The 26199-nt window shown below is 69.3% G+C and carries 30 protein-coding genes; 21 read left to right on the forward strand and 9 right to left on the reverse strand.

The genetic code is table 11. The annotated features are described in order from the left end of the window. Window positions 1-5 precede the first annotated feature (5 nt). Together QTH87_RS00710 and QTH87_RS00715 are read right to left on the reverse strand one after the other, a co-directional pair. Window positions 6-1199: a toxin-antitoxin system YwqK family antitoxin gene (locus QTH87_RS00710; protein ID WP_286606116.1), complete on the reverse strand. Its 1194-nt coding sequence runs from the start codon at window positions 1197-1199 to the stop codon at window positions 6-8. Beyond that, window positions 1196-1606: a VOC family protein gene (locus QTH87_RS00715; RefSeq protein WP_286606117.1), complete on the reverse strand. Its 411-nt coding sequence runs from the start codon at window positions 1604-1606 to the stop codon at window positions 1196-1198. The genes QTH87_RS00710 and QTH87_RS00715 overlap by 4 nt, the downstream gene beginning before the upstream one ends. Window positions 1607-1740: 134 nt before the next feature. Here QTH87_RS00715 and QTH87_RS00720 point away from each other — a divergent pair, with 134 nt between their 5' ends. Together QTH87_RS00720 and QTH87_RS00725 are read left to right on the forward strand one after the other, a co-directional pair. Continuing rightward, window positions 1741-2496 carry a PhaM family polyhydroxyalkanoate granule multifunctional regulatory protein gene (locus QTH87_RS00720; protein WP_286606118.1) on the forward strand — a complete coding sequence of 252 codons (756 nt, stop codon included), beginning with the start codon at window positions 1741-1743 and terminating at the stop codon, window positions 2494-2496. A gap of 11 nt (window positions 2497-2507) precedes the next feature. Continuing rightward, complete coding sequence (locus QTH87_RS00725; RefSeq protein ID WP_286606119.1) at window positions 2508-3776, forward strand: FIST signal transduction protein; 1269 nt, start codon at window positions 2508-2510, stop codon at window positions 3774-3776. Window positions 3777-3805: 29 nt separating this feature from the next. Here the strand turns inward: QTH87_RS00725 and QTH87_RS00730 are convergent, their stop codons facing one another. Both QTH87_RS00730 and QTH87_RS00735 read right to left on the reverse strand, forming a co-directional pair. Continuing rightward, window positions 3806-5050, reverse strand: a complete 1245-nt coding sequence (locus QTH87_RS00730) for an FAD-dependent oxidoreductase (protein WP_286606120.1) — start codon at window positions 5048-5050, stop codon at window positions 3806-3808. 236 nt (window positions 5051-5286) lie between these two features. Next, on the reverse strand, window positions 5287-6021 hold the full coding sequence (locus QTH87_RS00735; protein WP_286606121.1) for a helix-turn-helix domain-containing protein: 735 nt from the start codon (window positions 6019-6021) through the stop codon (window positions 5287-5289). 126 nt (window positions 6022-6147) lie between these two features. On the opposite strand from QTH87_RS00735, the gene QTH87_RS00740 reads away from it, so the two are divergent. The 5 genes from QTH87_RS00740 to QTH87_RS00760 all read left to right on the forward strand — a co-directional run bounded on the left by QTH87_RS00740 (window position 6148) and on the right by QTH87_RS00760 (window position 11215). Then, window positions 6148-6990, forward strand: coding sequence for a hypothetical protein (locus tag QTH87_RS00740; RefSeq protein WP_286606122.1), 843 nt, complete (start codon window positions 6148-6150; stop codon window positions 6988-6990). Window positions 6991-7015: 25 nt separating this feature from the next. After that, window positions 7016-8971 carry an MFS transporter gene (locus tag QTH87_RS00745; RefSeq protein ID WP_286606123.1) on the forward strand — a complete coding sequence of 652 codons (1956 nt, stop codon included), beginning with the start codon at window positions 7016-7018 and terminating at the stop codon, window positions 8969-8971. Window positions 8972-8981: 10 nt separating this feature from the next. After that, entirely contained in the window at window positions 8982-9632 is a 651-nt protein-coding gene (locus QTH87_RS00750) for a phosphatase PAP2 family protein (RefSeq protein ID WP_286606124.1), read from the forward strand. A 107-nt stretch (window positions 9633-9739) separates the two neighbouring features. Further along, window positions 9740-9901 carry a hypothetical protein gene (locus tag QTH87_RS00755; RefSeq protein WP_286606125.1) on the forward strand — a complete coding sequence of 54 codons (162 nt, stop codon included), beginning with the start codon at window positions 9740-9742 and terminating at the stop codon, window positions 9899-9901. Window positions 9902-10123: 222 nt separating this feature from the next. Next, window positions 10124-11215: a serine endopeptidase gene (locus tag QTH87_RS00760; protein WP_286606126.1), complete on the forward strand. Its 1092-nt coding sequence runs from the start codon at window positions 10124-10126 to the stop codon at window positions 11213-11215. Here the strand turns inward: QTH87_RS00760 and QTH87_RS00765 are convergent. After that, on the reverse strand, window positions 11188-11967 hold the full coding sequence (locus tag QTH87_RS00765) for an SDR family NAD(P)-dependent oxidoreductase (protein WP_286606127.1): 780 nt from the start codon (window positions 11965-11967) through the stop codon (window positions 11188-11190). The two genes, QTH87_RS00760 and QTH87_RS00765, sit on opposite strands and share 28 nt — an antisense overlap. Window positions 11968-12090: 123 nt before the next feature. Here QTH87_RS00765 and QTH87_RS00770 point away from each other — a divergent pair, with 123 nt between their 5' ends. After that, window positions 12091-13026 carry an aldose 1-epimerase gene (locus QTH87_RS00770; protein ID WP_286606128.1) on the forward strand — a complete coding sequence of 312 codons (936 nt, stop codon included), beginning with the start codon at window positions 12091-12093 and terminating at the stop codon, window positions 13024-13026. A gap of 3 nt (window positions 13027-13029) precedes the next feature. On the opposite strand, the gene tgt is transcribed toward QTH87_RS00770, so the two are convergent. Both tgt and queA read right to left on the reverse strand, forming a co-directional pair. Next, entirely contained in the window at window positions 13030-14202 is a 1173-nt protein-coding gene (gene tgt, locus QTH87_RS00775) for a tRNA guanosine(34) transglycosylase Tgt (protein WP_286606129.1), read from the reverse strand. After that, window positions 14196-15248, reverse strand: coding sequence for a tRNA preQ1(34) S-adenosylmethionine ribosyltransferase-isomerase QueA (gene queA / locus QTH87_RS00780; protein ID WP_286606130.1), 1053 nt, complete (start codon window positions 15246-15248; stop codon window positions 14196-14198). Before queA ends, tgt begins: the two co-directional genes overlap by 7 nt. Window positions 15249-15351: 103 nt before the next feature. Between queA and recG the strand changes: the two genes are divergently transcribed. From recG to ubiA, 4 genes are all read left to right on the forward strand, one after another. Further along, window positions 15352-17460 (forward strand): ATP-dependent DNA helicase RecG, encoded by a 2109-nt coding sequence (gene recG, locus QTH87_RS00785; RefSeq protein ID WP_286606131.1) that lies wholly within the window; start codon window positions 15352-15354, stop codon window positions 17458-17460. Between the two features lie 52 nt (window positions 17461-17512). Next, complete coding sequence (locus QTH87_RS00790) at window positions 17513-18478, forward strand: LysR substrate-binding domain-containing protein (protein ID WP_286606132.1); 966 nt, start codon at window positions 17513-17515, stop codon at window positions 18476-18478. Window positions 18479-18606: 128 nt separating this feature from the next. After that, window positions 18607-19191 carry a Dps family protein gene (locus tag QTH87_RS00795; RefSeq protein WP_286606133.1) on the forward strand — a complete coding sequence of 195 codons (585 nt, stop codon included), beginning with the start codon at window positions 18607-18609 and terminating at the stop codon, window positions 19189-19191. Between the two features lie 139 nt (window positions 19192-19330). Next, complete coding sequence (ubiA, locus tag QTH87_RS00800; protein ID WP_286606134.1) at window positions 19331-20197, forward strand: 4-hydroxybenzoate octaprenyltransferase; 867 nt, start codon at window positions 19331-19333, stop codon at window positions 20195-20197. 30 nt (window positions 20198-20227) lie between these two features. On the opposite strand, the gene proC is transcribed toward ubiA, so the two are convergent. Both proC and QTH87_RS00810 read right to left on the reverse strand, forming a co-directional pair. Then, entirely contained in the window at window positions 20228-21085 is an 858-nt protein-coding gene (proC, locus tag QTH87_RS00805) for a pyrroline-5-carboxylate reductase (protein ID WP_286606135.1), read from the reverse strand. After that, window positions 21082-22251 (reverse strand): esterase-like activity of phytase family protein, encoded by a 1170-nt coding sequence (locus tag QTH87_RS00810; protein ID WP_286606136.1) that lies wholly within the window; start codon window positions 22249-22251, stop codon window positions 21082-21084. Before QTH87_RS00810 ends, proC begins: the two co-directional genes overlap by 4 nt. 281 nt (window positions 22252-22532) lie before the next feature. On the opposite strand from QTH87_RS00810, the gene rplN reads away from it, so the two are divergent. Genes rplN through rpmD form a run of 9 tightly spaced genes read left to right on the forward strand, consistent with a single transcriptional unit; the run spans window position 22533 to window position 26184 of the window. Continuing rightward, a complete protein-coding gene (rplN, locus tag QTH87_RS00815) occupies window positions 22533-22901 on the forward strand; it encodes a 50S ribosomal protein L14 (protein WP_068674584.1) in 369 nt (122 codons plus the stop codon). Between the two features lie 13 nt (window positions 22902-22914). Beyond that, complete coding sequence (gene rplX / locus QTH87_RS00820) at window positions 22915-23232, forward strand: 50S ribosomal protein L24 (protein ID WP_286606137.1); 318 nt, start codon at window positions 22915-22917, stop codon at window positions 23230-23232. Window positions 23233-23243: 11 nt separating this feature from the next. Further along, complete coding sequence (gene rplE, locus QTH87_RS00825; protein ID WP_286606138.1) at window positions 23244-23783, forward strand: 50S ribosomal protein L5; 540 nt, start codon at window positions 23244-23246, stop codon at window positions 23781-23783. A gap of 8 nt (window positions 23784-23791) precedes the next feature. Further along, window positions 23792-24097, forward strand: a complete 306-nt coding sequence (rpsN, locus tag QTH87_RS00830; protein ID WP_286606139.1) for a 30S ribosomal protein S14 — start codon at window positions 23792-23794, stop codon at window positions 24095-24097. A gap of 15 nt (window positions 24098-24112) precedes the next feature. Further along, window positions 24113-24508, forward strand: a complete 396-nt coding sequence (gene rpsH, locus QTH87_RS00835) for a 30S ribosomal protein S8 (protein WP_286606140.1) — start codon at window positions 24113-24115, stop codon at window positions 24506-24508. A gap of 24 nt (window positions 24509-24532) precedes the next feature. After that, a complete protein-coding gene (gene rplF, locus QTH87_RS00840) occupies window positions 24533-25066 on the forward strand; it encodes a 50S ribosomal protein L6 (RefSeq protein ID WP_286606141.1) in 534 nt (177 codons plus the stop codon). Between the two features lie 14 nt (window positions 25067-25080). Beyond that, on the forward strand, window positions 25081-25446 hold the full coding sequence (gene rplR, locus QTH87_RS00845; RefSeq protein WP_286607988.1) for a 50S ribosomal protein L18: 366 nt from the start codon (window positions 25081-25083) through the stop codon (window positions 25444-25446). 19 nt (window positions 25447-25465) lie between these two features. Further along, entirely contained in the window at window positions 25466-25984 is a 519-nt protein-coding gene (gene rpsE / locus QTH87_RS00850; protein WP_028250822.1) for a 30S ribosomal protein S5, read from the forward strand. Between the two features lie 14 nt (window positions 25985-25998). Beyond that, window positions 25999-26184 (forward strand): 50S ribosomal protein L30, encoded by a 186-nt coding sequence (gene rpmD, locus QTH87_RS00855; RefSeq protein ID WP_286606142.1) that lies wholly within the window; start codon window positions 25999-26001, stop codon window positions 26182-26184. Window positions 26185-26199: the final 15 nt, after the last annotated feature.

Here is a 26199-nt window from a genome sequence, read left to right on the forward strand (position 1 = left end):
GCGACTCAGGGCCGTGCGAAGGTCTTGCGCGAGCCGTCGGCGAACACTTCGTCGTCGCGCTCGGGCTTGCCATCGGGGTCCCAGCTGCGCTCGCGCGTGACGCGGCCGCGGTCGTCGTGGACCGACTCGGCGATCAGCATGCCGGTGATCGTGAAGCGCTGGTGGGTGCCGACCGGCAGCTGGCTGAAGCGATCGATGGCGAGGTAGCGGCCGATGGCGGCGCGCTGGCCGTTGTCGTAGAACTCGACCACCTCGATCAGGCGTCCGTTGCCGTTCACGCCGCGCACCGACTTGCTGCGCGGCTGCCCGTTCTGATAGAAGCTCTCGTCGCTGACCGGCTCGCCGGCCGCGTTCCAGCGCTGGTCGCGCAGCAGCGTGCCGCGCTCGGAGAATTCGAGTTCGCGCTGGCGCACGGTGCCGCGTTCGCCGACCACCGAGATCACCTCGCGGCGCTTGACGCCTTCCGAGGAAAAGCGCCGCTCGGTGCGCTGGTTGCCGACGATCTCGTCGAGCGCCGCAGGCTTGCCGTTGTCGTAGAAATCCTCGCTGCGCACGCGCTTGCCGGCCACGTAGGAGAGGCGTGCGCGCAGGATGCCCTTGCCGTCGTACAGCTCGACCTTCGATGGCCCGTTGCCGAAGCCGCAGAGCTGGGCGTCGTCGGCCAGCGGTGCCAGCATCGGCCGGTCGCCGCAGCGCAGCGCCGACAGCTGGCCGCGCTCGGTGAATTCGACCGAGGCCCGCTCGCCCGATGCATTGGCGAAGAAGGTCGCGCGCCGCAGCGCGCCGTTCGGGTGGAAGCTGCGCGCCATCCCGACCTCGCGGCCGTCCTCGTACGTGGCATCGCGCAGCACCTGGCCGGTGGGCGAGAACTCGCGTGCGCGGCCCTCCATGTTGCCGCTGGCGTTGAGGGTGTGCTCCTTGACGAGCTTGTCGTTCTCGTAGACGCGCACCGGCCCGGCGAAGACGCCGCCCTGTACCTGCTGCTCGCGCACCAGCAGGCCGCTGTCGCGGTCCTTGCAGCGCATGAGGCCGGTCTTGCCGGCGGTGCTGGCGGCATTGGCGGGATTCACGGCCTGGCCGTTGAGCTCGCAGTCTTCGGCCGCCTGCGCGCTGCTGCACGCGAGCGCCAGCGCGGCGACCGCCGCCAGCGCGAGGCGCGGGCGCGTCGACGGGCGGACGACGGCGGCGGCGAGGTTCATGCGTCGTAGACGGTCGCGAGCGAACGGAAGCCCTTGGCCTCGATCGGGTTGCCGAAGGGGTCGCAGAAGAACATCGTCCATTGCTCGCCCGGCAGGCCCTCGAAGCGCAGCTGCGGCTTGAGCACGAACTCGGTGCCGCCGGCCTCGAGGCGCGCGGCCAGTTGCTGCCAGGCCGGCAGCTCGAGCACGATGCCGAAATGCGGCATCGGGACCATGACGTCGCCGACCCGGCCCGTGCGCGTGGTCGCAAAGGGTTCGCCGAGGTGCAGCGAGATCTGGTGGCCGAAGAAATCGAAGTCGACCCAGGTGTCGGTGCTGCGTCCTTCGGTGCAGCCGAGCAGGCCGCCGTAGAAGCGGCGGGCCTCGGTCAGGTCGCGGACATGAAAGGCGAGATGGAAGATGGACATGTGACTTTCTGTGTCTGTACGACCATTGTCCACAGACCGGGCCCTGCTGGCGAGCCCCCCGGACGAGCGGCAAAGGGCCATTGCGCCCATGCTTGGAGTAAGCTGCCCGCACAAGAATCACACCGGAGCACCCCATGAGCGACGCCACCCAGCCATTCGCCTTCAGCCAGTTCGTTCCGGGCTTCGACTTCCTCCAGAACCTGGCTGGCGCCAGCGCCACGCCGAGCGCCGTGCCGGGGCTGCCGAGCCTGTCGAGCTGGGTGGCACCGACGCTCAGCGTCGAGGAGGTCGACAAGCGCATCCAGGAACTCAAGACCGTGCAGTACTGGCTCGAGCAGAACGGCCATGCACTCAAGGCCACGATCCAGGCGCTCGAGGTGCAGAAGATGACGCTCTCGACGCTGCGGGGCATGAACGTCCGCATGGAAGACCTCACCAGCGCCTTCACGCGTGCCGCTGCCGCGCCGACCGCCGCGCCCGCGGCCCCGGCTGCCCCGGCACCCGCCTATCGCGCCGCGCCCGAGCCGCAGCCCGCCCCGGAGCCCGAACCGGACTCGGAGCCCGAGGTCGATGCCGGGCCCGAAGCCGAATCGGCCGACGCTTCGCCGCAGCGCGCCAAGGCTGGCGCGGCAGCCGCCGCGGACGGCCCCGGCGTGGTCGATCCGCTTCAATGGTGGGGCGCCCTGACACAGCAGTTCCAGCAGATCGCGAGCGCGGCACTGCAGGACGCGGCGCATCTGAAGGTGCCCGCGATGGCCCAGGCCTCCGCCGCTTCGTCGAAGGAGCCCGCGGCCCGCAAGGCGCCGGCGGCGAAGAAGAAAAAGGCCGGTTCCTCGAGCAGCGCTCCCGCGGCCCGGCGCGCCGCTCCCGCGCGCAAATCCACGCGCTGAAGGAACGGGCCATGAAGCTGTTTCCCACCGGCCATGCCACGCATCCGCAGTGGCGCATGGCCGCCGGCCTGGTGCTGGCGCAACTGCGCGCCCAGATGGCGTTGCCCGACTACGCGCGCGGCCCCACGCTGGGCCTGCTCTACATCACCGACCACTACGGCGAGGACGCGCAGGAGATCCTCGACCACCTGGGCGCCGAGCTGCCCGAGATCACCGACTGGACCGGCACCGTGGGCGTCGGCGTGGCCGCCAACAACGCCGAGTACTTCGACGAGCCCGCGCTGAGCGTGATGCTGTGCGAGCTCCCGAGCGACCAGTACCGCGTGTTCTCGGGCGTGGCGCCGCTGGCCAGCTCCGAGATGAGCGGCTTCGCGGCCCATACCGCGCTCGTGCATGCCGATCCGCGCACGCCCGAGCTCGCAGAGCTGATCGCCGAGATGGCCGACCGCACTGATACCGGCTACCTGTTCGGCGGCCTGTCGTCGGGCCGGGTCGGCTCGCTGCAGTTCGCGATCGGCGGCAACGGCAACATCCGCGGCCACGGCGCGGTCGGCGGCGTCTTCTCGGGCGGGCTGTCGGGCGTGGTCTTCGGCGAGGGCGTGCGGCTGGTGTCCCGCGTCACGCAGGGCTGCCAGCCGGTGTCGCGCGAACGCGAGATCACGCGCGCCGACGGCAACCTGCTGCTCGAACTTGACGGCGAAGCTGCGCTCGACGTGCTGCTGGCCGACCTCGATGTCTCGCTCGACGCCCCCGAGCAGGCGATCGAGGCGGTGCGCGCCACCCTGGTCGGCCTGGTCGAGGCCGGCAGCGACGGTGTCCGGCGCACCGGCGACCTCGGCGCCGACGTGCGGGTGCGCCACATCATCGGGCTCGATCCGACGCGTCGCGGCGTGGCGATCGCCGACAACGCCGAGGCCGGCATGCGCATGAGCTTCTGCCGCCGCAACGCCCAGGCCGCGCGTGCCGACCTAATGCGGGTCTGCGCCGAGATCCGCGAGGAACTGGAGCCGCAGGAGCAGACCCTGGCCACCGCGCAAGCGGTCGCGGCCGGCGAGGCCGAGGCGGCGCCGCATCCGGCCCGACGCATCGCGGGCGCCATCTACGTGAGCTGCTCCGGCCGCGGCGGGCCGCATTTCGGCGCGCCGGGCGCCGAGCTGCAGATCGTGCGCCATGCGCTGGGCGACGTCCCGCTGGTCGGCTTCTTCGCCGCCGGCGAGATCGCCCGCCACCATCTCTACGGCTACACGGGCGTGCTGACGGTCTTCACCGAGGCCGACTGAGCCGCGCCGATGCCGTGAGCCGCCGCCTGCTAGGGGCGGCGGAAGGCGAAATCGAGTTCGGGTCGGAGGCCGCTCACGATGCGCGCGATCGACTTCCCCGCGCCACAGGCGTGGATCCAGCTGCGCGAGCCGGGTGCGACATTGAGGAACAGGTTCGGCAGCCGGGTCTTGCCGATGATCGGCAGGCCGCTGGTGCTGACCGCATGCAGGGCGGTGTCGAGCTCGGCGGCGGTGGTGTCGGCGGCGCCGGGCAGCAGCAGCTCGGTGCGGCGCAGGATCGCCTCGAAGCGCTCGGAGTCCGGCTCCAGCGTCTCTTCGGGACCGGCCTGCACCGTGGCACTGACCCGCAGCCGGTCGCCCGCCGGCGTCTCGATGCGGGCAATGCGCAGCCGGCCCTGCAGGTCGCGCAGCGTGGCGCGCGGGGCCCGTTCCGGGTCGAGCAGCGGCATCGTCACGATGTACTCGCGCAGGCTGCGCATCGACATCCGGATGCCGAGCTCGCGCGCATGGGGGGCGCTCGAGGCGCCCAGCGCCAGCACGTAGGCCTGGGCGCGCATGCGCTGCGGCTCGCCGGCGGCGTCGAGCACGTCCACGTGCTCGACGCGGCCATCGCGCTGCGCCAGGCCGACCACCGTGTGGCGCGGCAGGAAGCGCACGCCGGCGGCGCGGCACAGGAAGACCAGGCTGGCGGCGAACGACGCCGGGTCGCGTGTCGGGTCCTCGGCGGCGCAGCTGGCGCCGACCAGCCGGCCGCGCAGCGCGCGCAATGCGGGCTCCATCGCGATCGCCTCGTCGGCCGACAGCAGGGTCTCCTCGCAGCCGAGGCCGGACCAGTGGGGCGCGCCGGAAACCCGCCGACCGAAGGAGTCCGGGCAGGTGAAGAGGTTCAGGAGCGGCGGGACGCGCGGGCCGTGGCCTGGCGGCAGGCCGGCTTCGTCGCGCAACGCGCGCACGTTCTGGCGGCTGTAGGCGCCGAGCCGCACCAGGTGGTCGAGCGGAACCGGCCGCGGCGGCGCGCCCAGGGCGCGGTCCAGCAGCCGTGCGACGCGGCGCCGCGCGAGCACGTAGGCGCCCGTCCAGCGCCGGGCGATCCGCTTCGAGGGCGACAGCGGGCGCCGGGCCGGCATGCCGGTCGGCGGCTGGTCCGCGATGCCACGCGCCCTGGCCGCCGGCATGGCATGGCGGTCGACCACCGTCACCTCGTGGCCCAGCTGCTGGAGGTAGTAGGCCGAGGCGACACCGAGCAGGCCGGCGCCGAGGACGAGCACGCGCATTTCCGAATCCTTCCGAGATCCTTGTGGGATGGGCGGACGCCGTCCGCCGGCGCCCTCTGTGGAGGCGTCGGACGTCAGGGGTCCGGAATCAATCGACATCGAGGCAGCGATGGAACCGCGTTGGCGCGGTTCACCCGTGTATCCCCAGCGGGCGGACACGGGCCGCAGGGACGAAGGCCCGCTGCTGCCGGCGACAATTTTACTGAACCGTCACATTTAACGGGTATCAGGCTGTTTCAGCCGCGCCGCAGCCGGGTGAACAGCTCGAATTCCCAGTTGCGCATGCCGAGCAGCAGGGTGTAGCCCTCGCGCTCCTTGGGCGACAGCTTCTGGTCGGTCTGGTGCTGCTGGGCGAAGTCCTGCGCCACGCGCTGCAGCCGCTCGAGGAAGGCCGGCGCCAGCGACTTGCTGATCGAGCCATGCACCAGCAGCAGGCCTTCGGCCGGGCCGTCGAAGCCGCCGCGGTAGTAGTCCAGCACGACGTTCTCGCGGAAGAAATCCATCACCGGCCCGTGCGGGCGCCAGCGGAAGGTCTTCGCGAGCTTGAGCCGGTAACGGTTCAGCGGACGCAGCTCGATGATGCCGATCCGGTCGAGTTGCGCCAGGTAGCCGATGCATTCGGCCTCGCTGATCCGGTAGGCGCCGACGATCTGCTCGAGCGTCCACTGGCTCAGCACGCAGATCGCGAGCAGCAGCAGCTTCTTGTCCTTCACCACGGCCTTTTCCTGCTCGAGCGTCAGCTCCTTGAGCAGCGGCTGGGCGTCCGCCACGCGCCGCGCGAGCTCCGCGAAGTCGATCTTGAGCGCGCGGCAGATGGCGTCGACCCGGGTCAGCGGCATGTCGCCCTTGGCCAGCATCCGCTTGACGCTGGATTCGGCCATGTCGAGCGACTTGGCCAGGTCGGCGTAGGTCATGTGGGCGGTCTTGAGTTCGTTCTTGAGTGCGTTGACCAGGTCGACTGTGGTGCTCATGGGCTTCGAAGGTACCGCTAACTGATACCCAAAGTGGTGAAAAAGTACTCCGTATCGATTCTCGATGCCTGGCACGGGGTTGACAACCTAGTCTCCGCCTCCAACAGCCACCCACCGGAGCCCGCCATGTCCATGTCGTCACTTCAGCCTCGAGAACGCTTCCTGCTGGCGCTCGCCGCGCTGCTCCTGGGCGCCGCCGTGGTCGGACCCTCGGTGCCGGCAGAGACCCTCGGCGGCGCGTCCTTCGCGGACGGCCGCGCCTGGGGCCCGTTGCCGAATGCAATGGACGTGCTGAGCAACCTGCCGCTCGCGGTCATCGGCCTCTGGGGCCTGCACTGGCTGCGCTGGCTGGACCGCGCGCACGAAGCGATGCAGGACCGCGCCGTGCAGCCGCAGCCGCAGGCGCCGCAACCGGTCAATGCACTCGACTGCGCCTGGATGTTCTTCGCCGGCCTGGTGCTGACCGCCCTCGGTTCGGCCTTCTTCCATCTGCAGCCGGACCCGATGCGGCTGGCGGCCGACCGCGCCGGCATGTCGCTGGCGTTCGCGGGCCTGGTGGGCTTTGCGGTCTGCGAGCGGGTCAGTGCGCGGGCTGGCTGGCCGGCCGCCTGGTTCACGCTGGCCGGCGGGCTGCTCGCCACCGCCGTCTGCTTCCATACCGGCAACGGGCTGCCGTGGGCGCTCGTGGAGTTTGGCGGCATGGCGCTGCTGCTGGTGCTCGCCCTGGGGCGTCCGGTGGCCGGTGCGGTCGGCCTGCGGCTCGGCGGCGTGCTGCTGTTCTGCGCGCTGGCCAAGCTGTTCGAGTTCGGCGATTCCGCGATCCACGAGGCCACGCACGAGTTGATCTCGGGTTACAGCCTCAAGCACCTGAGCGCCGCTGCAGCCGCGCTGCCCGTGCTGCTGGTGCTGCAGGCGATGGGGCGGCGGACGCTGCGGCACAATCGCCATGCCGCCCCGCTGACGGTCTGACGCAGGAGCGCGTCACCCGCTACGAATGACTCAAACCACCCAAGCCGCAGCCGAACCGTCCCCAGCCGAAGACTCGGCCCACGCCAACCAGTTCACCCTGCTGCGGCAGCGGCGCTTCGGCCCGTTCTTCTGGACCCAGTTCGCAGGTGCCGCCAACGACAACCTGTTCAAGTTCGCCTTCACGGTGATGGTGACCTACCAGCTGCAGGTGGCCTGGATGCCGCCGGCGCTGGCCGGGCTCGCGATCGGCGCGCTGTTCATCCTGCCCTTCCTGCTGTTCTCGGCCACGTCGGGACAGCTCGCCGACAAGCACGACAAGACCCGCCTGATCCGCTTCGTCAAGAACCTCGAGATCGGCATCATGGTGCTCGCGGCCTGGGGTTTCCTGCGCGCCGATGCGGTGCTGCTGCTGAGCTGCGTGTTCCTGATGGGGCTGCACTCGACGCTGTTCGGCCCGGTCAAGTTCGCCCTGCTGCCGCAGGTGCTGACGCCGCGCGAGATCACGGGCGGCAACGGCATGATCGAGATGGGCACCTTCGTCGCCATCCTGCTCGGCCAGGTCGCGGGCGGGCTGCTGGTGGCCCTGCCGGAGGTCGGCCACCTCACCGTGGCCGCGGCCTGCCTGCTGCTGGCGGTGGCCGGCCGCGCGGTGGCGCAGGCCATACCGCCGGCACCGGCCACCGATCCGGGCCTGACGATCAACTGGAACCCCGTCACCGAGACCTGGCGCAACCTGAAGCTGGCCCACGGCAACGTGGTGGTGTTCCGCTCGCTGCTGGGCATCTCGTGGATGTGGTTCTTCGGCGCCGTCTTCCTGTCGCAGTTCCCGAGCTTCGCCAAGGAGGTGCTGCACGGCGACGAGCACGTCGCCTCGCTTCTGCTCGTGGTGTTCTCGGTCGGCATCGGCGCCGGCTCGCTGCTGTGCGAGACCCTGAGCCGGCGCCAGGTCGAGATCGGCCTGGTGCCGCTCGGCGCCATCGGCATGAGCGTGTTCGCGGTCGACCTGTACTTCGCATCGCGCGGCCTGCCCGAAGTGGCGCAGATGGGCCTCTCGGCCTTCGTCGCCCAGCCCGCGCACTGGCGCGTGATGGCCGACCTGGGGCTGCTCTCGCTGTTCGCCGGGCTCTACAGCGTGCCCATGTACGCGCTGATCCAGATGCGCAGCGAGCCGACGCACCGGGCCCGCGTCATCGCGGCCAACAACATCCTCAACGCGCTGTTCATGATCGTGAGCGCGGTGCTCGCCGGCGCCCTGCTCAAGGGCGGCTTCTCGCTGCCGCAGGTGTTTCTGTTCACGGGCATCGCGAATGCGGTGGTCGCGTTCTACATCTTCATGCTGGTGCCCGAATACCTGCTGCGCTTCGTGGCCTGGGTGCTGTCGCGCTTCGTCTACCGCTTCACGATCCGGGGCCAGCAGAACATCCCGGTCGAAGGCCCTGCCGTGCTGGTGTGCAACCACGTGAGCTTCATCGATGCGGTGCTGCTGATGGCCGCCAGCCCGCGGCCGATCCGCTTCATCATGGACCACCGCATCTTCCAGGTGCCGGTGCTCGGCTGGCTGTTCCGGCTCGCCAAGGCGATCCCGATCGCGCCCCAGAAGGAAGATCCCTTGGCCTACGAGCGCGCCTTCACCGAGGCGATCCAGGTGCTGCGCGAGGGCGATCTGCTGGCGATCTTCCCGGAGGGCGCGATCACGCGCGACGGCCTCCTGCAGCCCTTCAGGGGCGGCGTGATGAAGATCCTGGAGGGCGCCCGCGCCGTCGGCGTCGAACCGCCCGTGGTGCCGATGGCGCTCAGCAACCTGTGGGGTTCCTTCTTCAGCCGGATCGAGCTGCGCGGCGGCCACAACGTCGCCATGGTCCGGCCCTTCCGGCGCGGTTTCTTCAGCCGGGTGGGGCTCCATGTCGGCCCCGCGATGCGCGGCGTCGAGGTGCAGCCCGAATTGCTGCAGAGGCGTGTCGGCGCGCTGCTCGACAGCTGACTGCCGCCCGATGCACCTGAGTTCCCTCCTGCATGTTCTGACCTGGTTCGGCGACAGCGGCTTCCTGCTGCCCGCCGCGCTGTGGATCGCGGTCTGGCTCGGCATCCGCAGCCCGACCCGGCCGCTGGCCGTGCTGTGGCTGCTGCTGTTCGGCTTCGCGGGCGCGCTGATCGCGGTCTCGAAGATCGCCTTCATGGGCTGGGGCATCGGCAGCGCGACCCTGAACTTCACCGGCTTCAGCGGCCACACGGCGATGGCCGCGAGCATCTGGCCGGTGGCCTGCTGGCTCGCCGTCTCGCGCTGGGAGCATCGTGTGCGGGTCGCGGCCGCGGTGTTCGGCTGGCTGTTCGCGGCCCTGATCGGCTTCACGCGCCTGTGGCTCGATGCGCACTCGGTGTCCGAGGTGGTCGCGGGCTACGGGCTCGGCCTCGCGGTCAGCGGAATCTTCCTGTGGTGGCAGCACCGGCTGCCGCATCCGCGCCTGAGCTGGGCGCTGGTGCTCGCGAGCCTGGCGACGCCGCTGCTGTTCATGCCGCTCGGCAAGCCGGCGCCGACGCAGGACGCGCTCGAGGTGATCGCGGTCCGGCTGGCCGGCATCGAGCGCCCCTACCGGCGCTCGGACCTGCGCATGGGCCGCCGCGTGCCGTCCAGTATCAGATAACGATACCGGCGGCGGCCGGCGCCGCCACTGCTGCATTCAGACGCCCCTCGGAGCGAAGGTGCGGACCATCATCCGCCCACTTTCACTTACCAGGACGAGAGGACACCATGAAGCAGTACATGCTCACCTTCCTGATCGCAGCCTGTGCGGCCTGCAGCCATGTCGTCGCGCCGCTCGAAGCAGGGTTGCAGCAGCGGACCGCCACGGACCGCACACCGGCCCAGCCGGCGCCGACCCTGGTGCTGGCACTGGGCGGGAGGCCGTGGTGAGGAGCGCGCCGACCAACTTCGGCCCCTACGAGCGCGAATACCGCGAGCGGGTGTCCCGGCCGCGCCACCTGGCCTGGCTGGCGTTCCAGTCGGGCGTGATGGCCTCGGCGGTGATCGTGGCCGCGATCTACGTGTTCCCGGTGGACATCGAGGCGCGGCGGGCCATCGTCCAGAATCAACTGTCCAGCGACGCGAGTTCGTATCAACAAAAGGAAGAATGCGATGAGCAAGGCACTGCGCCTGTCCGAAAAGTGGTTTCGCCGCGGCCTCTGGGTGGTGGCGATTGTGTTCGCCAGCTTCCTGGTGGGCCTCGGTAGCTCGGTCGTCGGCGACCTGCCGCAGGTCGAGCACCGGCTCGAACTCGACGACTTCATCGACCGCGCGGCGGCCGACCCGCTGCGCGCCACGGTGCGCGAGGCCGAGCGCACCGAACTGCAGGCGGCGCGCGAGCGCGAGCAGGCCGAGCTCAAGCTGGCGGCGGCGCGCCAGGCGAGCCGGGCCGCGCGCGAGACCTTCGGCAACTGGCTGGCCACGCGCCACGCCACCGCCCAGCCCGACCAGGATTCCGAGCTGATCGCGCGCACCAAGGCGCTCGACGCCTTGAAGCAGAAGGAGGACGAGGCCGAGCGCGCCGTCGGCGCCCAGCGCCAGGTGGCGCTCGACGCGCGGCAGGGCGAACAGCGCGCCCAGCAGCAGCTCCAGCTGCTCGAGGAAGACGCCCGCATCAAGCTCGAGGCCGAGAACCGCAAGGTCGAGCTGCGCGTCTTCCTCTACCGGCTGGCGCTCACGCTGCCGCTGCTGGTCATCGCGGGCTGGCTGTTCGCGAAGAAGCGCAAGAGCACGTGGTGGCCCTTCGTCTGGGGCTTCATCTACTTCGCGCTGTTCGCCTTCTTCGTCGAGCTGGTGCCCTACCTGCCGAGCTACGGCGGCTACGTGCGCTACGCGGTCGGCATCGTCGTGACCGTGCTGGTGGGGCGCTATGCCATCCTCGCGCTCAACCGCTACCTGGCTCGCCAGAAGCTGGCCGAGGCGCAGCCCGAGACCGTGCGCCGCAACGAACTGAGCTACGACACCGCGCTCGCGCGGCTGGCCAAGAGCGTGTGCCCAGGCTGCGAGCGGCCGGTGGACCTGAAGAACACCGAGATCGACTTCTGCCCGCACTGCGGCATCGGCCTGTTCGACCACTGCCGTGCCTGCGACGCGCGCAAGAGCGCGTTCGCCAAGTTCTGCCATGCCTGCGGCACCGTGGCCGAGACCGGCGCTGCCCCGGACCTGCCGGGCCCGCTTCAGGTCCAGCCGGCGTCCACGACGTAGTTCTGGGCGCTGCACATCTTCGAGTCGTCCGCGGCCAGGAACAGCGCCATGCTGGCGATGTCCTCGGCCATCACCCGGCCCGGCAGGCACTGGGCGGCGTCGATCTCGGCATCCGAGCCGGGCTTGACCCACAGGCGCAGCTGGCGCTCGGTCATGACCCAGCCCGGCACGATGGTGTTGACGCGGATGCCGACCTTGCCGAGGTCGCGCGCGAGCGCACGCGTGAGCCCGTGCGCGGCCGCCTTGCTGGCCTGGTAGACCGGGTAGCCGGCGCCCTTGATCATCCAGCTCACCGAGCCGAAGTTGACGATCGAGCCGCCGCCCAGCGCGCGCATGTCCCCGGCGACCGCCTGCGCGGCGAAGAACTGGTGCTTGAGGTTGACCGCCACGAGGCGGTCGAAATCATCGCTCGTGACCTCCGCCATCGGGTGGCGTCGATCGTTGGCGGCGTTGTTCAGCAGCACCCCGATGGGGCCGAAGCGCGCGCGCACCGCGGCGATCGCGGCGCCCAGGGCGGCAACGTCGGTGACGTCGCAGATCTCGAAGTGCGGCGCGTTCCCGCCGCCCAGGCCGGCCGCCAGCGCGCGCCCGGCCGCGGCATCGATGTCGCAGAAGCCGACCCGCGCGCCCTGGCCGTGGAAGGCCCGCACCAGGGCCTCGCCGATGCCGGTGGCACCGCCCGAGATGAACACCGTGCGCCCTGTGAGCGAGGGATAGATCGCCGAGGGCGCGCGCGTGGTCGTTGCTTCCATGAGGGAGTCCTTGGAGTCTTCCGGTGTGAGGGGCCAGCGGGAATTCTGGCGGCCTTCCAGGTGCCGCGTCACCCGTGTGAACGAGAATTCCGCGCATCGCAACCGCTTCAGGAGGCCTTCGACATGCGCGACGACCCGCCCCGGGACCCTCTCGTCGAACTCGCGGCGGGCGCGCTGCGCCTGGTGCTGGCGCCCGCGGCCGGCGGCTCGATCGCGGCGCTCCACGACCTGCACGAGGGCCGGCGCTTCGATTGGCTGCGCCCTGCGGGCGTCGATGACCTCGCGCGGCGCGAGCCCTTCGCGATGGCCAGCTTTCCGCTGCTGCCCTGGTGCAACCGCATCCGCGACAGCCGGGCCGAAGTCGGCGGCCGCCGCATCTCGCTGCCGGCCACGCACCCCGCGCGGCCATCGGGCCGGCACGCGCTGCACGGGCTCGGCCTGCTGCAGCCGTGGCGCGTGGATGCGACGAGCGCGACCGGCGCCACGCTCGCGCTGGACTTCGAAGCCGACGACCGATGGCCCTGGCGCTTCGAGGCAACGCAGCGATTCGATGTCGAGCCCGATGGCCTTCGCTGCGCGATCACCCTGACCAATCGCGATTCGGTGCCGATGCCGGCGGGCATCGGCCACCACCCGTATTTCCCGCACCGGCCGGGCACCCGGCTGACCACCGGCACCGCCGCGATGTGGCGGGCCGACGCCGAGGTGATGCCGCTGGCGCTCGAGGCCGGCGACGAGGTGGCGAGATTGCGCGCCGGCGTACGGCTCGATGCGCTCGACCTCGACAACAACTTCACGGGCTGGGAACGTCGGGCGCAGATCGACTGGCCGGACGCAGGCCGCGCGCTGCTGCTGGAGGCCGAGTCGCCGCTCGACTTCTTCGTGCTGTACTGCCCGCGCGGCGGCGGCCACTTCTGTGCCGAGCCCGTGAGCCAGTGCACCGACCAGATCAACCTGGCGCCGCGCTTCGGGCCCACGCAGGTGGGCGGCGCGTTGCTGGCGCCCGGCGAATCGCTGGTCGGGCGCTGGTCGCTGCGATCGATCGCCAGCGCGTGCTGAGGCCTAGATGCCTCTCGCCCTCTCGGCCTTGAAGCGCAGCCGGAACTCGGCGAAGCGGCCGGCATCGAGCGCCTCGCGAATCTCGCGCATCAGGTTCAGGTAGTAGTGCAGGTTGTGCACGGTCGTGAGCATCGGGCCGAGCATCTCGCCGCAGCGGTCCAGGTGGTGCAGGTAGGCGCGGCTGAAGCCGTCGCGCCCGCCCGCTTCCCATGACACGCCCGAAGCGCCCGCGCAGGCGTGGCAGGTGCAGCTGACGTCGATCGGCTGCGGGTCGCTCTTGTGGCGCGCATTGCGCATCTTGAGGTCGCCGTAGCGCGAGAAGAGGGTGCCGTTGCGCGCGTTGCGGGTCGGCATCACGCAGTCGAACATGTCGACGCCCTGGGCCACGCCCTCGACCAGGTCCTCGGGCGTGCCGACGCCCATCAGGTAGCGCGGCTTGTTCGCCGGCAGCCGGTGCGGCGTGTGGGCCATGATGCGCAGCATCTCGTCCTTCGGTTCGCCGACGCTGACGCCGCCGATCGCGTAGCCCGGGAAGTCCATCTCGACCAGCTGGGCCAGCGATTCATCGCGCAGGTTCTCGAACATGCCACCCTGGACGATGCCGAAGAGCGCATTCGGGTTCTCGAGCCTGGCGAACTCGGCCTGGCAGCGCCGGGCCCAGCGCAGGCTCAGTTCCATCGAGGTGCGCGCCTCTGCCTCGGTCGTCACGTGGCCGTCGACGTCGTAGGGCGTGCATTCGTCGAACTGCATCACGATGTCGCTGTTGAGGATGGTCTGGATCTGCATCGAGACCTCCGGCGTCAGGAAGAGCTTGTCGCCGTTCACCGGCGACGCGAACTTCACGCCTTCCTCGCTGATCTTGCGCATCGCGCCGAGCGACCAGACCTGGAAGCCACCCGAGTCGGTGAGGATCGGCTTGTCCCATTTCTCGAACTGGTGCAGGCCGCCGAAGGCCGCCATGACGTCGAGGCCGGGGCGCATCCACAGGTGGAAGGTGTTGCCCAGGATGATCTGCGCGCCCATCTCGTGCAGGCTGCGCGGCATCACGCCCTTGACCGTGCCGTAGGTGCCGACGGGCATGAAGATCGGCGTCTGCACCACGCCGTGGTTGAGGGTCAGGGTGCCGCGGCGCGCGTGGCTCGCGGGATCGGTGGCGAGGAGTTCGAAGTTCAGCATGGTGTGGTGGGGGTTCGGGCCAGCAGCATGGCGTCGCCGTAGCTGAAGAAGCGATAGCCCTCGCGGATCGCGTGGGCGTAGAGCGCCATCACGTGCTCGTAGCCCGCGAAGGCGCTCACGAGCATCATCAGCGTGCTCTTGGGCAGGTGGAAGTTGGTGACCAGCAGGTCGACGTGGCGGAAGGCGAAGCCCGGCGTGATGAAGATGCGGGTGTCGCCGGCGGCCTCGCCGCAGGCGGCCCACGACTCGAGCGTGCGCACGGTGGTGGTGCCCACGGCCACCACGCGGCCGCCGCGCGCCTTGCACTCGGCGATGGCCTGCTGCGTGGCGGGCGGCACCTCGTAGCGCTCGGCGTGCATCGTGTGCTCGGCGATGTTCTCGGTCTTCACGGGCTGGAAGGTGCCGGCGCCCACGTGCAGCGTGACGCTGGCGCGCTGCACGCCGCGGGCATCGAGCGCGGCCAGCAGCGCCTCGTCGAAATGCAGTGCCGCGGTCGGCGCCGCGACCGCACCCGGCACGCGCGCGAACACGGTCTGGTAGCGGCTCTCGTCCTCGGCCGAATCGTCGTGCGCGATGTAGGGCGGCAGCGGCACGTGGCCGCAGCGTGCCATCAGCGCGTAGGGGTCTTCGCCGGCCGGGCTGTCGAAGCGGAAGCGGAACAGCGCGCCGTCCTCGTCGGGCCAGCGGCCCAGCAGCGTGGCGCTGAAGCCGCCCGTCATCGCGAGCGTGGTGCCGACCGGCGGCTTCTTGCTGACCTTCATGTGGGCCACCACCTCGGCGCCCTGCAGCACGCGCTCGACCAGCAGCTCGAGCTTGCCGCCCGTGGGCTTCTCGCCGAACAGGCGCGCCTTGACCACGCGCGTGTCGTTGAAGACCAGCAGGTCGCCGGCGCGCAGCAGCGAAGGCAGCTGGTTGAAGATGCGGTCGACCGGCGCGGCGCCTGTGCCGTCGAGCAGGCGCGATGCACTGCGCTCGGCAGCCGGATGCTGGGCCACCAGGTCGGGCGGCAGGTCGAAGTCGAAATCGGAAAGCGTGAAGACGCGCATGGTGCTTGAGGGCCGGACGGGCCCGTGCCAAGGAGGCATGGGAAACGAAAAAGGAGAAGGGGATGGCGCCGGGGCAGGGCCTCGGGCCGGGCAGAATTGTCCCATGCCTGCCGCCGCCAAGTCCCCGCCTGCCGAAAAGCCCGCCGCCGCGCCGGCGCCGGGCGTGGGGCTCAGCGCGGTGCAGCGCGCGCTGCGCAAGCTCGGCCTGCTGCGCGACATCGACTTCGCGCTCTACCTGCCGATGCGATACGAGGACGAGACCCGGGTCGTGCGACTGGCCGACGTGCGCGACGGCGAGACCGCGCAGATCGAGGCCGTGGTCACTGCCAGCGAGGTGGCGTTCCGGCCGCGGCGCCAGCTGATCGTGAACGTGGACGACGGCAGCGACACCTGCCAGCTGCGCTTCTTCAATTTCTATCCCTCGCAGCAGAAGCAGCTCGAGGTCGGCGTGCGCGTGCGCGTGCGCGGCGAGCTGCGCGGCGGCTTCATCGGGCGCACGATGATGCATCCGACCGTGAAGGCAGCGGGCACCCAGCTGCCCGAGGCGCTGACGCCGGTCTACTCGACCATCGCCGGGCTGGCCCAGCCGGTGCTGCGGCGCGAGGTTCGCGCGGGCCTCGCGCGCGCGGTGCTCGACGAGACCCTGCCCGCTGACGCTGCGCCGACAGGCGCCTGGGACCTGCGGCGGGCGCTGAACTTCCTGCACTATCCGGCGCCCGACGTCTCGATGGCCACGCTCGAGGACCACAGCCATCCGGCCTGGCAGCGGCTCAAGGCCGACGAGCTGCTGGCGCAGCAGCTGTCGCAGCTGCAGGCGCGCCGCGCACGCGCGGCGCAACGCGCGCCGGTGCTGGACGCCGCCGCTTCGGGCGATTCGCTGCACCGCGAACTGCTGGCCGTGCTGCCCTTCGCGCTGACCGGGGCCCAGCAGCGCGTGGGTGTCGAGATCGCCCGCGACCTCGCGCGGGCCTTGCCGATGCACCGGCTGCTGCAGGGCGACGTCGGTTCCGGCAAGACCGTGGTCGCGGCGCTGGCGGCCGCACGTTGCATCGACGCCGGGCACCAGTGCGCGCTGATGGCACCGACGGAGATCCTCGCGGCCCAGCATTTCGGCAAGCTGGTCGGCTGGCTGGCACCGCTGCTGGCCGAGCGCGGGCTGCGCGTGGCCTGGCTCACCGGCAGCCAGAAGAAGAAGGAACGCGACACCATGGCGGCCGCGGTCGAGAGCGGCGAGGCCGCGCTCGTGATCGGCACCCATGCCGTGATCTCCGAGAAGGTGCGCTTTCGCAATCTCGCGCTCGCGATCATCGACGAGCAGCATCGCTTCGGCGTGGCGCAGCGGCTGGCGCTGCGCGGCAAGGCAGCGGGCGACCTCGAGCCGCACCTGCTCATGATGAGCGCCACCCCGATCCCGCGCACCCTCGCGATGAGCTATTACGCCGACCTCGACGTCTCGACGCTCGACGAGCTGCCGCCGGGCCGCACGCCGATCGTCACGCGGCTGGTGGCCGAGCACCGGCGCGACGAGGTGATCGACCGCATCCAGGCCCAGCTGGCGCAGGGCCGGCAGGTGTACTGGGTCTGTCCGCTGATCGAGGAAAGCGAGGCGGTCGACCTGCGCAACGCCACCGCGACGCGCGACGAGCTGGCCGAGGCGCTCGGCAATGGCGTCGGCGTCGGCCTGCTGCACTCGCGCATGCCGACCGCCGAGAAGCAGGCCGTGATGGAGAGCTTCACGGCCAACCGGCTGCAGGTGCTGGTCAGCACCACCGTGATCGAGGTCGGCGTCGACGTGCCCAACGCCTCGCTGATGGTGATCGAGCATGCCGAGCGCTTCGGCCTCTCGCAGCTGCACCAGCTGCGCGGGCGGGTCGGCCGCGGCGCTGCCGCCTCGGCCTGCGTGCTGCTCTACGCGCCCAACGAGGGAGGCAGGGTCGGCGAGGCCGCGCGCGCCCGGCTCAAGGCGATGGCCGAGACCGGCGATGGCTTCGAGATCGCGCGCCGCGACCTCGAGATCCGCGGCCCCGGCGAGTTCCTCGGCGCGCGCCAGTCGGGCGCGCCGCTGCTGCGCTTCGCCGATCTCACCACCGACGTGCTGCTGCTCGGCTGGGCGCGCGAACTGGCGCCGCGCATGCTCGACCGCCATCCGGCGCTGGCCGCCGCGCACGTGGATCGCTGGCTCGGCAGCAAGGCCGAGTACCTGAAGGCCTGATCGCGGGCTTGCGGGTGCGCTGCCGCGCTCCTGCGCATAATTGACAAAAGCTATGACCCTCACCGAACTCAAATACATCGTTGCAGTGGCGCGCGAGCGGCATTTCGGCAAGGCGGCCGAAGCCTGCTATGTCTCGCAGCCCACGCTGTCGGTCGCGATCAAGAAGCTCGAGGACGAGCTCGAGGTCAAGCTGTTCGAGCGCAGCGCCGGCGAGGTCACGGTCACGCCGCTCGGCGAGCAGATCGTGCAGCAGGCGCAGAGCGTGCTCGATCAGGCGGCCAGCATCAAGGAGATCGCCAAGCGCGGCAAGGACCCGCTGTCGGGGCCGCTGAACCTCGGCGTGATCTACACCATCGGCCCCTACCTGCTGCCCGACCTGGTGCGCCAGATCATCGCGCGCACGCCGCAGATGCCGCTCATGCTGCAGGAGAACTTCACGGCCAAGCTGCTCGAGATGCTGCGTGCCGGCGACATCGACTGCGCCATCATGGCCGAGCCCTTTCCGGACACCGGCCTGGCGGTGGCCGCGCTCTACGACGAGCCCTTCATGGCTGCCCTGCCCATCAGGCATCCGCTGGCCGACCGCGAGTCGGTGAGCTCCGACGAACTCAGGCAGGAGACCATGCTGCTGCTCGGCACCGGCCACTGCTTTCGCGACCACGTGCTCGAGGTCTGCCCCGAGTTCGCGCGCTTCTCGAGCAATGCCGAGGGCATCCGCAAGAGTTTCGAGGGCTCGTCGCTCGAGACCATCAAGCACATGGTGGCTTCGGGCATGGGCGTGACGCTGGTGCCGCGGCTGTCGGTGCCGGCTGCGGCGCTCAAGGCGCGTGCAAAGGGCCGCAAGGAGCCCGAGCAGATCGTGCGCTACCTGCCGGTGCGCGACGCCCACGGCGGCGAGCCGCCGACCCGGCGCGTGGTGCTGGCCTGGCGCCGCAGCTTCACGCGCTACGAGGCGATCGCGGCGCTGCGCAATGCGATCTACGCCTGCGAGCTGCCGGGCGTGAAGCGGCTGTCCTAGTTCGCGCCGGGCGGCGTGGCGGCAGATCGCGAGACGCCGCGCATGGCTGCGATAGAGTGCGGCTGTTGCGAAGCCGTCCCGCGGCTGCCAAGATTTCATCGTCCATCACCTGAAGAAAGAACCGTTCCATGGTCAAAGCCGCAAAGAAATCCAAGCCTGTCACGCCGTCCTCCGCAGCCGGCAAGGTGCCCAAGAAGGGCGGCGTCAAGGTCGCCGAGGAATCGGGCAGCCGCAACGCGCCGATCATCAACATCGGCATCGACCGCCAGGATCGCGCGACCATCGCCGAAGGCCTGAGCCGCGTGCTGGCCGACACCTACACGCTGTACCTCACGACCCACAACTTCCACTGGAACGTGACCGGTCCGCACTTCAACTCGCTGCACGCGATGTTCATGGACCAGTACACCGAGCTGTGGGGCTCGACCGACGTGCTCGCCGAGCGCATCCGCGCCCTGGGCCACTACGCGCCCGGTTCCTATTCGGAGTTCAGCAAGATCGCCACCGTGCCCGACGTGCCGCAGAACCCGCCCAAGGCGATGGAGATGGTGCGCATCCTGGTCAAGGGCCACGAGACCGTCTCGCGCATCGCGCGCGAATTCATCCCCGTGGCTGCCGAAGCCGGCGACGATCCCACGGCCGACATGCTCACGGCACGCTGCACGGTGCACGACCAGACCGCCTGGATGCTGCGTTCGCTGCTCGAGGAATAGGCTCTCCCCCAGGTTGGCTCACTGCGTGTAGCCGCCCACCCCCTCGCCGGGGGCGACACCTGCGGCCCGGCAGAGCCGGTTCCGCGGTGTCTCACCAACGGGCCTGGCATGCGCCGGCCTCGCGATTCCCTTCTCTCCCATGACTGTTGCGCCTTCGCGCCTTGCGCTCTATCTCGACCTCATCCGCTGGAACCGGCCGGCCGGGTGGCTGCTGCTGCTGTGGCCCAGCCTCGGCGCGCTGTGGTTCGCGGCCGATGGCTGGCCCGGCTGGCACCTGATCGTGGTGTTCGTGCTCGGCACGATCCTGATGCGCAGTGCAGGCTGCTGCGTCAACGACGTCGCCGACCGCGACTTCGACCGCCACGTCAAGCGCACCGCGCAGCGGCCCGTCACGAGCGGCGCGGTGTCGGTCCGGGAGGCACTGGCGCTCGGCGCCGTGCTCGCGCTGTGCGCCTTCGGACTGGTGCTGAGCACCAACCGGGTCACGGTGCTCTGGTCCTTCGCCGCGCTTGCCATCACGCTCGCCTATCCGTTCGCGAAACGCTACGTCTCGGTGCCGCAGGCGGTGCTCGGCATTGCCTTCAGCTTCGGCATTCCGATGGCCTTCGCGGCGGTGCGCGCCGACGTGCCTGCGCTGGCCTGGTGGCTGCTCGCGGGCAACCTCTTCTGGGTGCTGGCCTACGACACCGAATACGCGATGGTCGACCGCGACGACGACCTGCGCATCGGCATGAAGACCTCGGCCATCACCTTCGGCCGCTTCGACGTCGCGATCGTGATGGCCTGCTATGCGATGTTCCTCGCGATCTGGGCCGGCATCGGCGCCGGGCGCGGGCTCGGATGGGCATTCGCCGCGGGCATCGCCATCGCGGCGGCGCAGGCCGCCTGGCATTGGCGGCTGATCCGCGACCGCACGCGCGAAGGCTGCTTCAAGGCCTTCAGGCTCAACCACTGGCTGGGCTTCGCGGTCTTCGCAGGCGTGGCGCTCGGCTACGCGCTGCGCTGAGGCCCGGGCCCCGACCGGGAGCCCGGCCGCTCAGGCCTGGCCGAACTGCTGAGCCAGTTCGCCCGCACGCGCATGCGCGGCGCGGATCGCGGCCTTGAACTTCGCGCCCACGTCGTCGTTCTCCATCGACGTGATCGCCGCGTAGGTGGTGCCGCCCTTGGAGGTCACGCGTTCGCGCAGCACGGCGGGCGGCTCGCTGGCACCGGCGGCCAGCGCGGTGGCGCCCGAGAAGGTGCCGACCGCCAGCTGGTGCGCCTGCTCGGGCGCCAGGCCCAGCGCGATGCCGGCCTCGGTCATCGCCTCGATGAAATAGAACACGTAGGCCGGTCCCGAGCCCGAGATCGCGGTCACCGCGTCGAGCGCGGGCTCGGCGTCGACCCACAGCAGCTCGCCCGTGGGCGCCAGCACCTGCTCGACGCGCGCGCGGCCTGCGCCGTCGACCGCTTCGCGCGCGAACAGGCCGGTCATGCCCTGGCCGATCAGCGCCGGCGTGTTGGGCATCGCGCGCACCACGCGCTCGCTGCCGAGCCAGCGAGCGATGCTGTCGGAGGGGATGCCCGCGGCCACGCTCAGGTGCAGCGCATCGGGCGCCAGGCCGCGCACGGGCTTCGCGGCTTCGGCGAAGCTCTGCGGCTTGACCGCCCAGACCACGACCTCGCAACGCGCGAGGGCGGGCCCGGCCTCGGCCTGGGCCTTGATGCCGAATTCATGCGCGAGCCGCTCGCGGGCCTCGGCGTGGGGCTCCACCACCTCGAAGGTGCCGGCCGGCGTGTCCTGTCGGATGAGCCCGCCGATGATGGCGCTGGCCATGTTGCCACCGCCGATGAAGGCGATGGGAGGCAGCGGGGTCGGGTCCTGGCGCGGCAGGAAGGTGACTGCGATGTTCATGACTTGTCCGTGAATTCGAAGGCTGCGAACTGCGTGATCTGCAGCGGATTGAAATTGTCGTCGCTCACGGCCACCAGCATGCGCCGGCCGCCGGGCAGGTCGGGGCCCCAGCAGAGGCCCTCGGTGTTGTCGAGGCGCGGCAGGCCGAGCGTCGCGAAGTCGGCCACCAGCGTCTTGGCGGCCGACCGGTGATTGTCCGGCGTCAACCGGTCGAGGGCCAGCGTGTCGCTGGCGTCTCGGGTGTCGATCTCGTAGAGGCGCAGCGAATTGCCGACCCCGGCGGCGTAGGCGCGTTCGAGCACCAGCATGCGCGTGGCGTCGATCATCAGCACCTCGCTCACGCCGTTGTCGGCGTAGGTGCCCGGAATCAGCGGTGCGCGCGGAATCGGGTCCGGCACGTAGGCAATCTGTGCCACCGCGCGGCCGTTCGACAAGTCGATGCGCGTGAGGCGGCACGGCCCGCCGGCGGCGCGCAGGGTCGGCTCCGGCCCGTCCTGCAGCAGCGCGTTTTCCATCGCGAGCCAAGCATGGCGGCCATCGGGCGTCAATGCCAGGCCTTCCAGCGCAAGGTTGTCCCGCGGTCCGCGCCCCGCGCCCGGATCGGGTTCGAACATCGCGGGCAGGGCGATCTGCCGTACCAGGCTGCCATCGGGCCGTGATTCGTACAGGGCCGGACCGAAGCCGCGCGCCAGGTCGCCTTCGCTGGTCCAGAGCAGGGTGCCGGTCTCGGCGCGCCAGCGCAGTGCCTCGGGGTCGACCACCGGTATGCCAGGGCGGGCCATGCGGCGCGACGGCCACGGCGCGCCGTCGGCCTGTCGCAGCAGGGTGACGCCGAGCGGCTCGGGCGCCGAACCATCGGCCGGAGCTGGCCAGCGCGCGCCGTAGAAACGCGCCGGGGCCAGGTCCGATCGGTCATCGCTCAAGAGCAGGTACTCACGTCGCGCGGGGTCGTAGTCGATAGCCGAGAGGCCGCCGGCGGCCGTGGCGTCGATCGGCAGCCGGTGCGGCCAGCGCGACTCGGCCAGCAGGCGCAGGCGCTGCGGACCGGTTGTCGATGCGGGCGGCGGCGCTGCGCTCCGGCAGGCGGTCAGACCGCCCAGCGCCAGCGCTGCGCCCGCTGCCAGCAGGCGGCGACGTCGGGACAGCGATGGCGGCGGGAAGAACACGGCGCGAAAGCAGATGGAAGGAACGAAGGAAGGAAGGAAGGAGATGCGAAGGGCTGCCTTCCCTAGGAAGTCTACGGGCTCGGCAATCCGGCGAGGTGGGGGTGTTGACGCGTTTCGCAGACTATGCAACAATCGCGGGCTTCGCTTCAAAAGCGAATACGTTTCTGCCCAGCGGAAGCGCATCGAAATGGTTTCGGTGCGTGGACGACGGGCCCAAGACTGACCGCAGCGTCTTTTCCATTTCGGATGAGGCAAACGGTACAAGTTGGGAATATCACGCAATGATCCAAACTGAATCCCGGCTCGATGTGGCCGACAACACGGGCGCGAAATCCGTCCTGTGTATCAAGGTGCTCGGCGGCTCCAAGCGGCGTTATGCCAGCGTGGGCGACGTCATCAAGGTCAGCATCAAGGAAGCTGCGCCGCGCGGTCGCGTCAAGAAGGGCGAGATCTACAGCGCAGTGGTGGTTCGCACCGCCAAGGGCATCCGTCGCGCCGACGGTTCGCTCGTCAAGTTCGACGGCAATGCCGCCGTGTTGCTCAACGCCAAGCTGGAGCCGATCGGCACCCGCATCTTCGGACCGGTCACGCGCGAACTGCGCACCGAGAAGTTCATGAAGATCGTGTCGCTGGCACCTGAAGTTCTGTAAGGACAACAACGTCATGAACAAGATTCGCAAAGGCGACCAGGTCATCGTGTTGGCCGGCCGCGACAAGGGCAAGCGCGGCACTGTGTCGCTGCGCAAGGACGATTCGCACCTGATCGTCGACGGCGTGAACATCGTCAAGAAGCACACCAAGCCGAACCCCCTCAAGGGCACGACCGGTGGCATCGTCGAGAAGACCATGCCGATCCATCAATCCAACGTGGCGATCTTCAATGCCGCGACCGGCAAGGCCGATCGCGTGGGCATCAAGGTCACGGACGGCAAGCGCGTGCGCGTCTTCAAGTCCAGCGGCGACGAAATCAAGCTGGCCTAAGGAGCACTCACATGGCACGTCTCCAACAACACTACCGCGAAAAGATCGCGAAGGACCTGGCCGAGAAGTTCGGCTACACCTCGCCGATGCAGGTCCCGCGCCTCACCAAGATCACGCTCAACATGGGCGTGGGTGAAGCCGTCGCCGACAAGAAGGTCCTCGACAACGCCGTTGCCGACCTGACCAAGATCGCCGGCCAGAAGCCCGTGATCACCAAGTCGAAGAAGGCCATCGCCGGTTTCAAGATCCGCGAAATGCAACCGATCGGCTGCATGGTCACGCTGCGTGGCGTCCACATGTACGAGTTCCTCGATCGTTTCGTCACCGTGGCCCTGCCGCGCGTGCGTGACTTCCGCGGTATCTCGGGTCGCGCCTTCGACGGCCGCGGCAACTACAACATCGGCGTCAAAGAGCAGATCATTTTCCCCGAGATCGAATACGACAAGGTCGATGCCCTGCGCGGTCTCAACATCAGCATCACGACGACGGCAAAGACCGATGAAGAGGCCAAGGCGCTCCTCGCCGGCTTCCGTTTCCCGTTCAAGAACTGAGGCGACCTGTGGCTAAAGCATCTCTGATCCAACGCGAACTCAAGCGCGACAACCTGGTCGCCAAGTACGCCGCCAAGCACGCCGAACTCAAGGCGATCGCCAACGACGCCAAGAAGAGCGACGAAGAGCGCGCAGCCGCCCGCCTGGGCCTGCAAAAGCTGCCGCGCAACGCGAACCCCACGCGCCAGCGCAACCGTTGCGAAATCACCGGTCGTCCGCGTGGCACCTTCCGTCAATTCGGTCTGGGCCGCGCCAAGATCCGTGAACTGGCTTTCGCTGGCGACATCCCCGGTGTCACCAAGGCCAGCTGGTAAGCAGGAGCAAACAACATGAGCATGAGTGATCCCATTGCCGACCTGCTGACGCGTATCCGTAACGCGCAGATGGTGGCGAAGCCCACTGTGTCGGTCCCGTCTTCCAAGGTGAAGATCGCGATCTCGCAGGTCCTCAAGGACGAAGGCTATATCGACGGCTTCCAGGTCAAGACCGAAGACGGCAAGTCCGAACTCGTCATCACGCTGAAGTACTACGCTGGCCGTCCGGTCATCGAGCGCATCGAACGCGTGAGCCGCCCCGGCCTGCGCGTCTACAAGGCCTCGCAAGCCATTCCGCAAGTCCAGAACGGCCTCGGCGTCGCCATCGTCACGACCCCCCAGGGCGTGATGACCGACCGCAAGGCGCGCGCTACCGGTGTCGGTGGCGAAGTCCTGTGCTACGTCGCCTAACCGAGACATCGAGGAGTCACTGAAATGTCCCGAGTAGGAAAAATGCCGGTCGCCATCCCCGCAGGCGTGGATGTGTCGATCAAGGAAGACCAGATCAGCGTCAAGGGCACGGGCGGTTCGCTCAGCCTGCCGCGCAACGCGCTGGTCAACGTCGTCAGCAATGACGGCAAACTGAGCTTCGAGCCCGCCAACGATTCGCGTGAAGCGAATGCGATGAGCGGCACGATCCGCCAGCTGGTCAACAACATGGTGGTTGGCGTGACCAAGGGCTTCGAGAAGAAGCTCAACCTGGTCGGCGTCGGCTACAAGGCCGCAGCGTCCAACAACAAGTTGAACCTGCAGGTCGGCTATTCGCACCCGGTCAACATCGACATGCCCCAGGGCATCACGGTGGCCACCGCGACCCCGACCGAAATCGTGATCAAGGGTGCTGACCGCCAGCGCGTTGGTCAAATCGCCGCTGAGATCCGTGCCGTTCGTCCGCCTGAGCCCTACAAGGGCAAGGGCATCCGTTATTCGGACGAGAAGATCACGATCAAAGAGACCAAGAAGAAATAAGGGGCAGCAAAATGATGTTGACCAAGAAAGCACAGCGCCTTCGCCGCTCGCGCCAGACCCGCATTCGCATCGCGACGCAGGGTGTGGCTCGCCTGACGGTGAACCGCACCAACCTGCACATCTACGCCACCGTCATCTCCGACGACGGCTCCAAGGTGATTGCAACCGCATCGACCGCCGAAGCCGAAATGCGCACCGCGCTGGGCGCTTCGGGCAAGGGCGCCACCGCTGCTGCGGCCACCGCCATCGGCAAGCGCATCGCTGAGAAGGCGAAGGCTGCCGGCGTCGAGAAGGTCGCCTTCGACCGCGCAGGTTTCGCCTACCACGGCCGCGTCAAGGCGCTGGCCGAGGCCGCCCGCGAAGCCGGCCTGCAGTTCTAACCGGACACGAGAAATCAAAATGGCAAAGATTCAGGCAAGAACGCAGAACGAAGGCCCCGAGGACGGTCTGCGCGAGAAGATGATCGCGATCAACCGCGTCACCAAGGTGGTGAAGGGTGGTCGTATCCTCGGTTTCGCAGCACTCACCGTGGTGGGTGACGGCGACGGCCGCGTCGGCATGGGCAAGGGCAAGTCCAAGGAAGTGCCCGCCGCCGTGCAGAAGGCGATGGAAGAAGCCCGTCGCAACCTGGCCAAGATTTCGATCAAGAACGGCACGCTGCATCACCGCGTGACGGGTCACCATGGCGCCGCTTCGGTCGTCATGATCCCCGCTCCCAAGGGTACCGGCATCATCGCCGGCGGCCCGATGCGCGCCGTCTTCGAAGTCATGGGCATCACCGACATCGTGGCCAAGAGCCATGGTTCGTCGAACCCCTACAACATGGTCCGCGCCACCCTGGACGGCCTGAAGAACTCGACCACCGCGTCCGAAGTCGCTGCCAAGCGCGGACTGACGGTCGAAGAGCTCTTCGCCTGAACCGGAGCAGCAACATGACGACGCAACAACAAACCGTCAAGGTGCAATTGGTCAAGAGCCCGATCGGCACCAAGGAATCGCATCGCGCCACCGTGCGCGGCCTGGGCCTGCGCAAGCTCAACAGCGTGAGCGAGCTGCAGGACACGCCCGCAGTGCGCGGCATGATCAACAAGATCAGTTATCTGGTCAAAGTGCTCTAACCGGCACCGAGAGAG

The organism is Variovorax jilinensis (genome assembly GCF_030316885.1).
In the GTDB taxonomy this organism is placed as follows: Bacteria; Pseudomonadota; Gammaproteobacteria; order Burkholderiales; family Burkholderiaceae_C; genus Variovorax; species Variovorax jilinensis.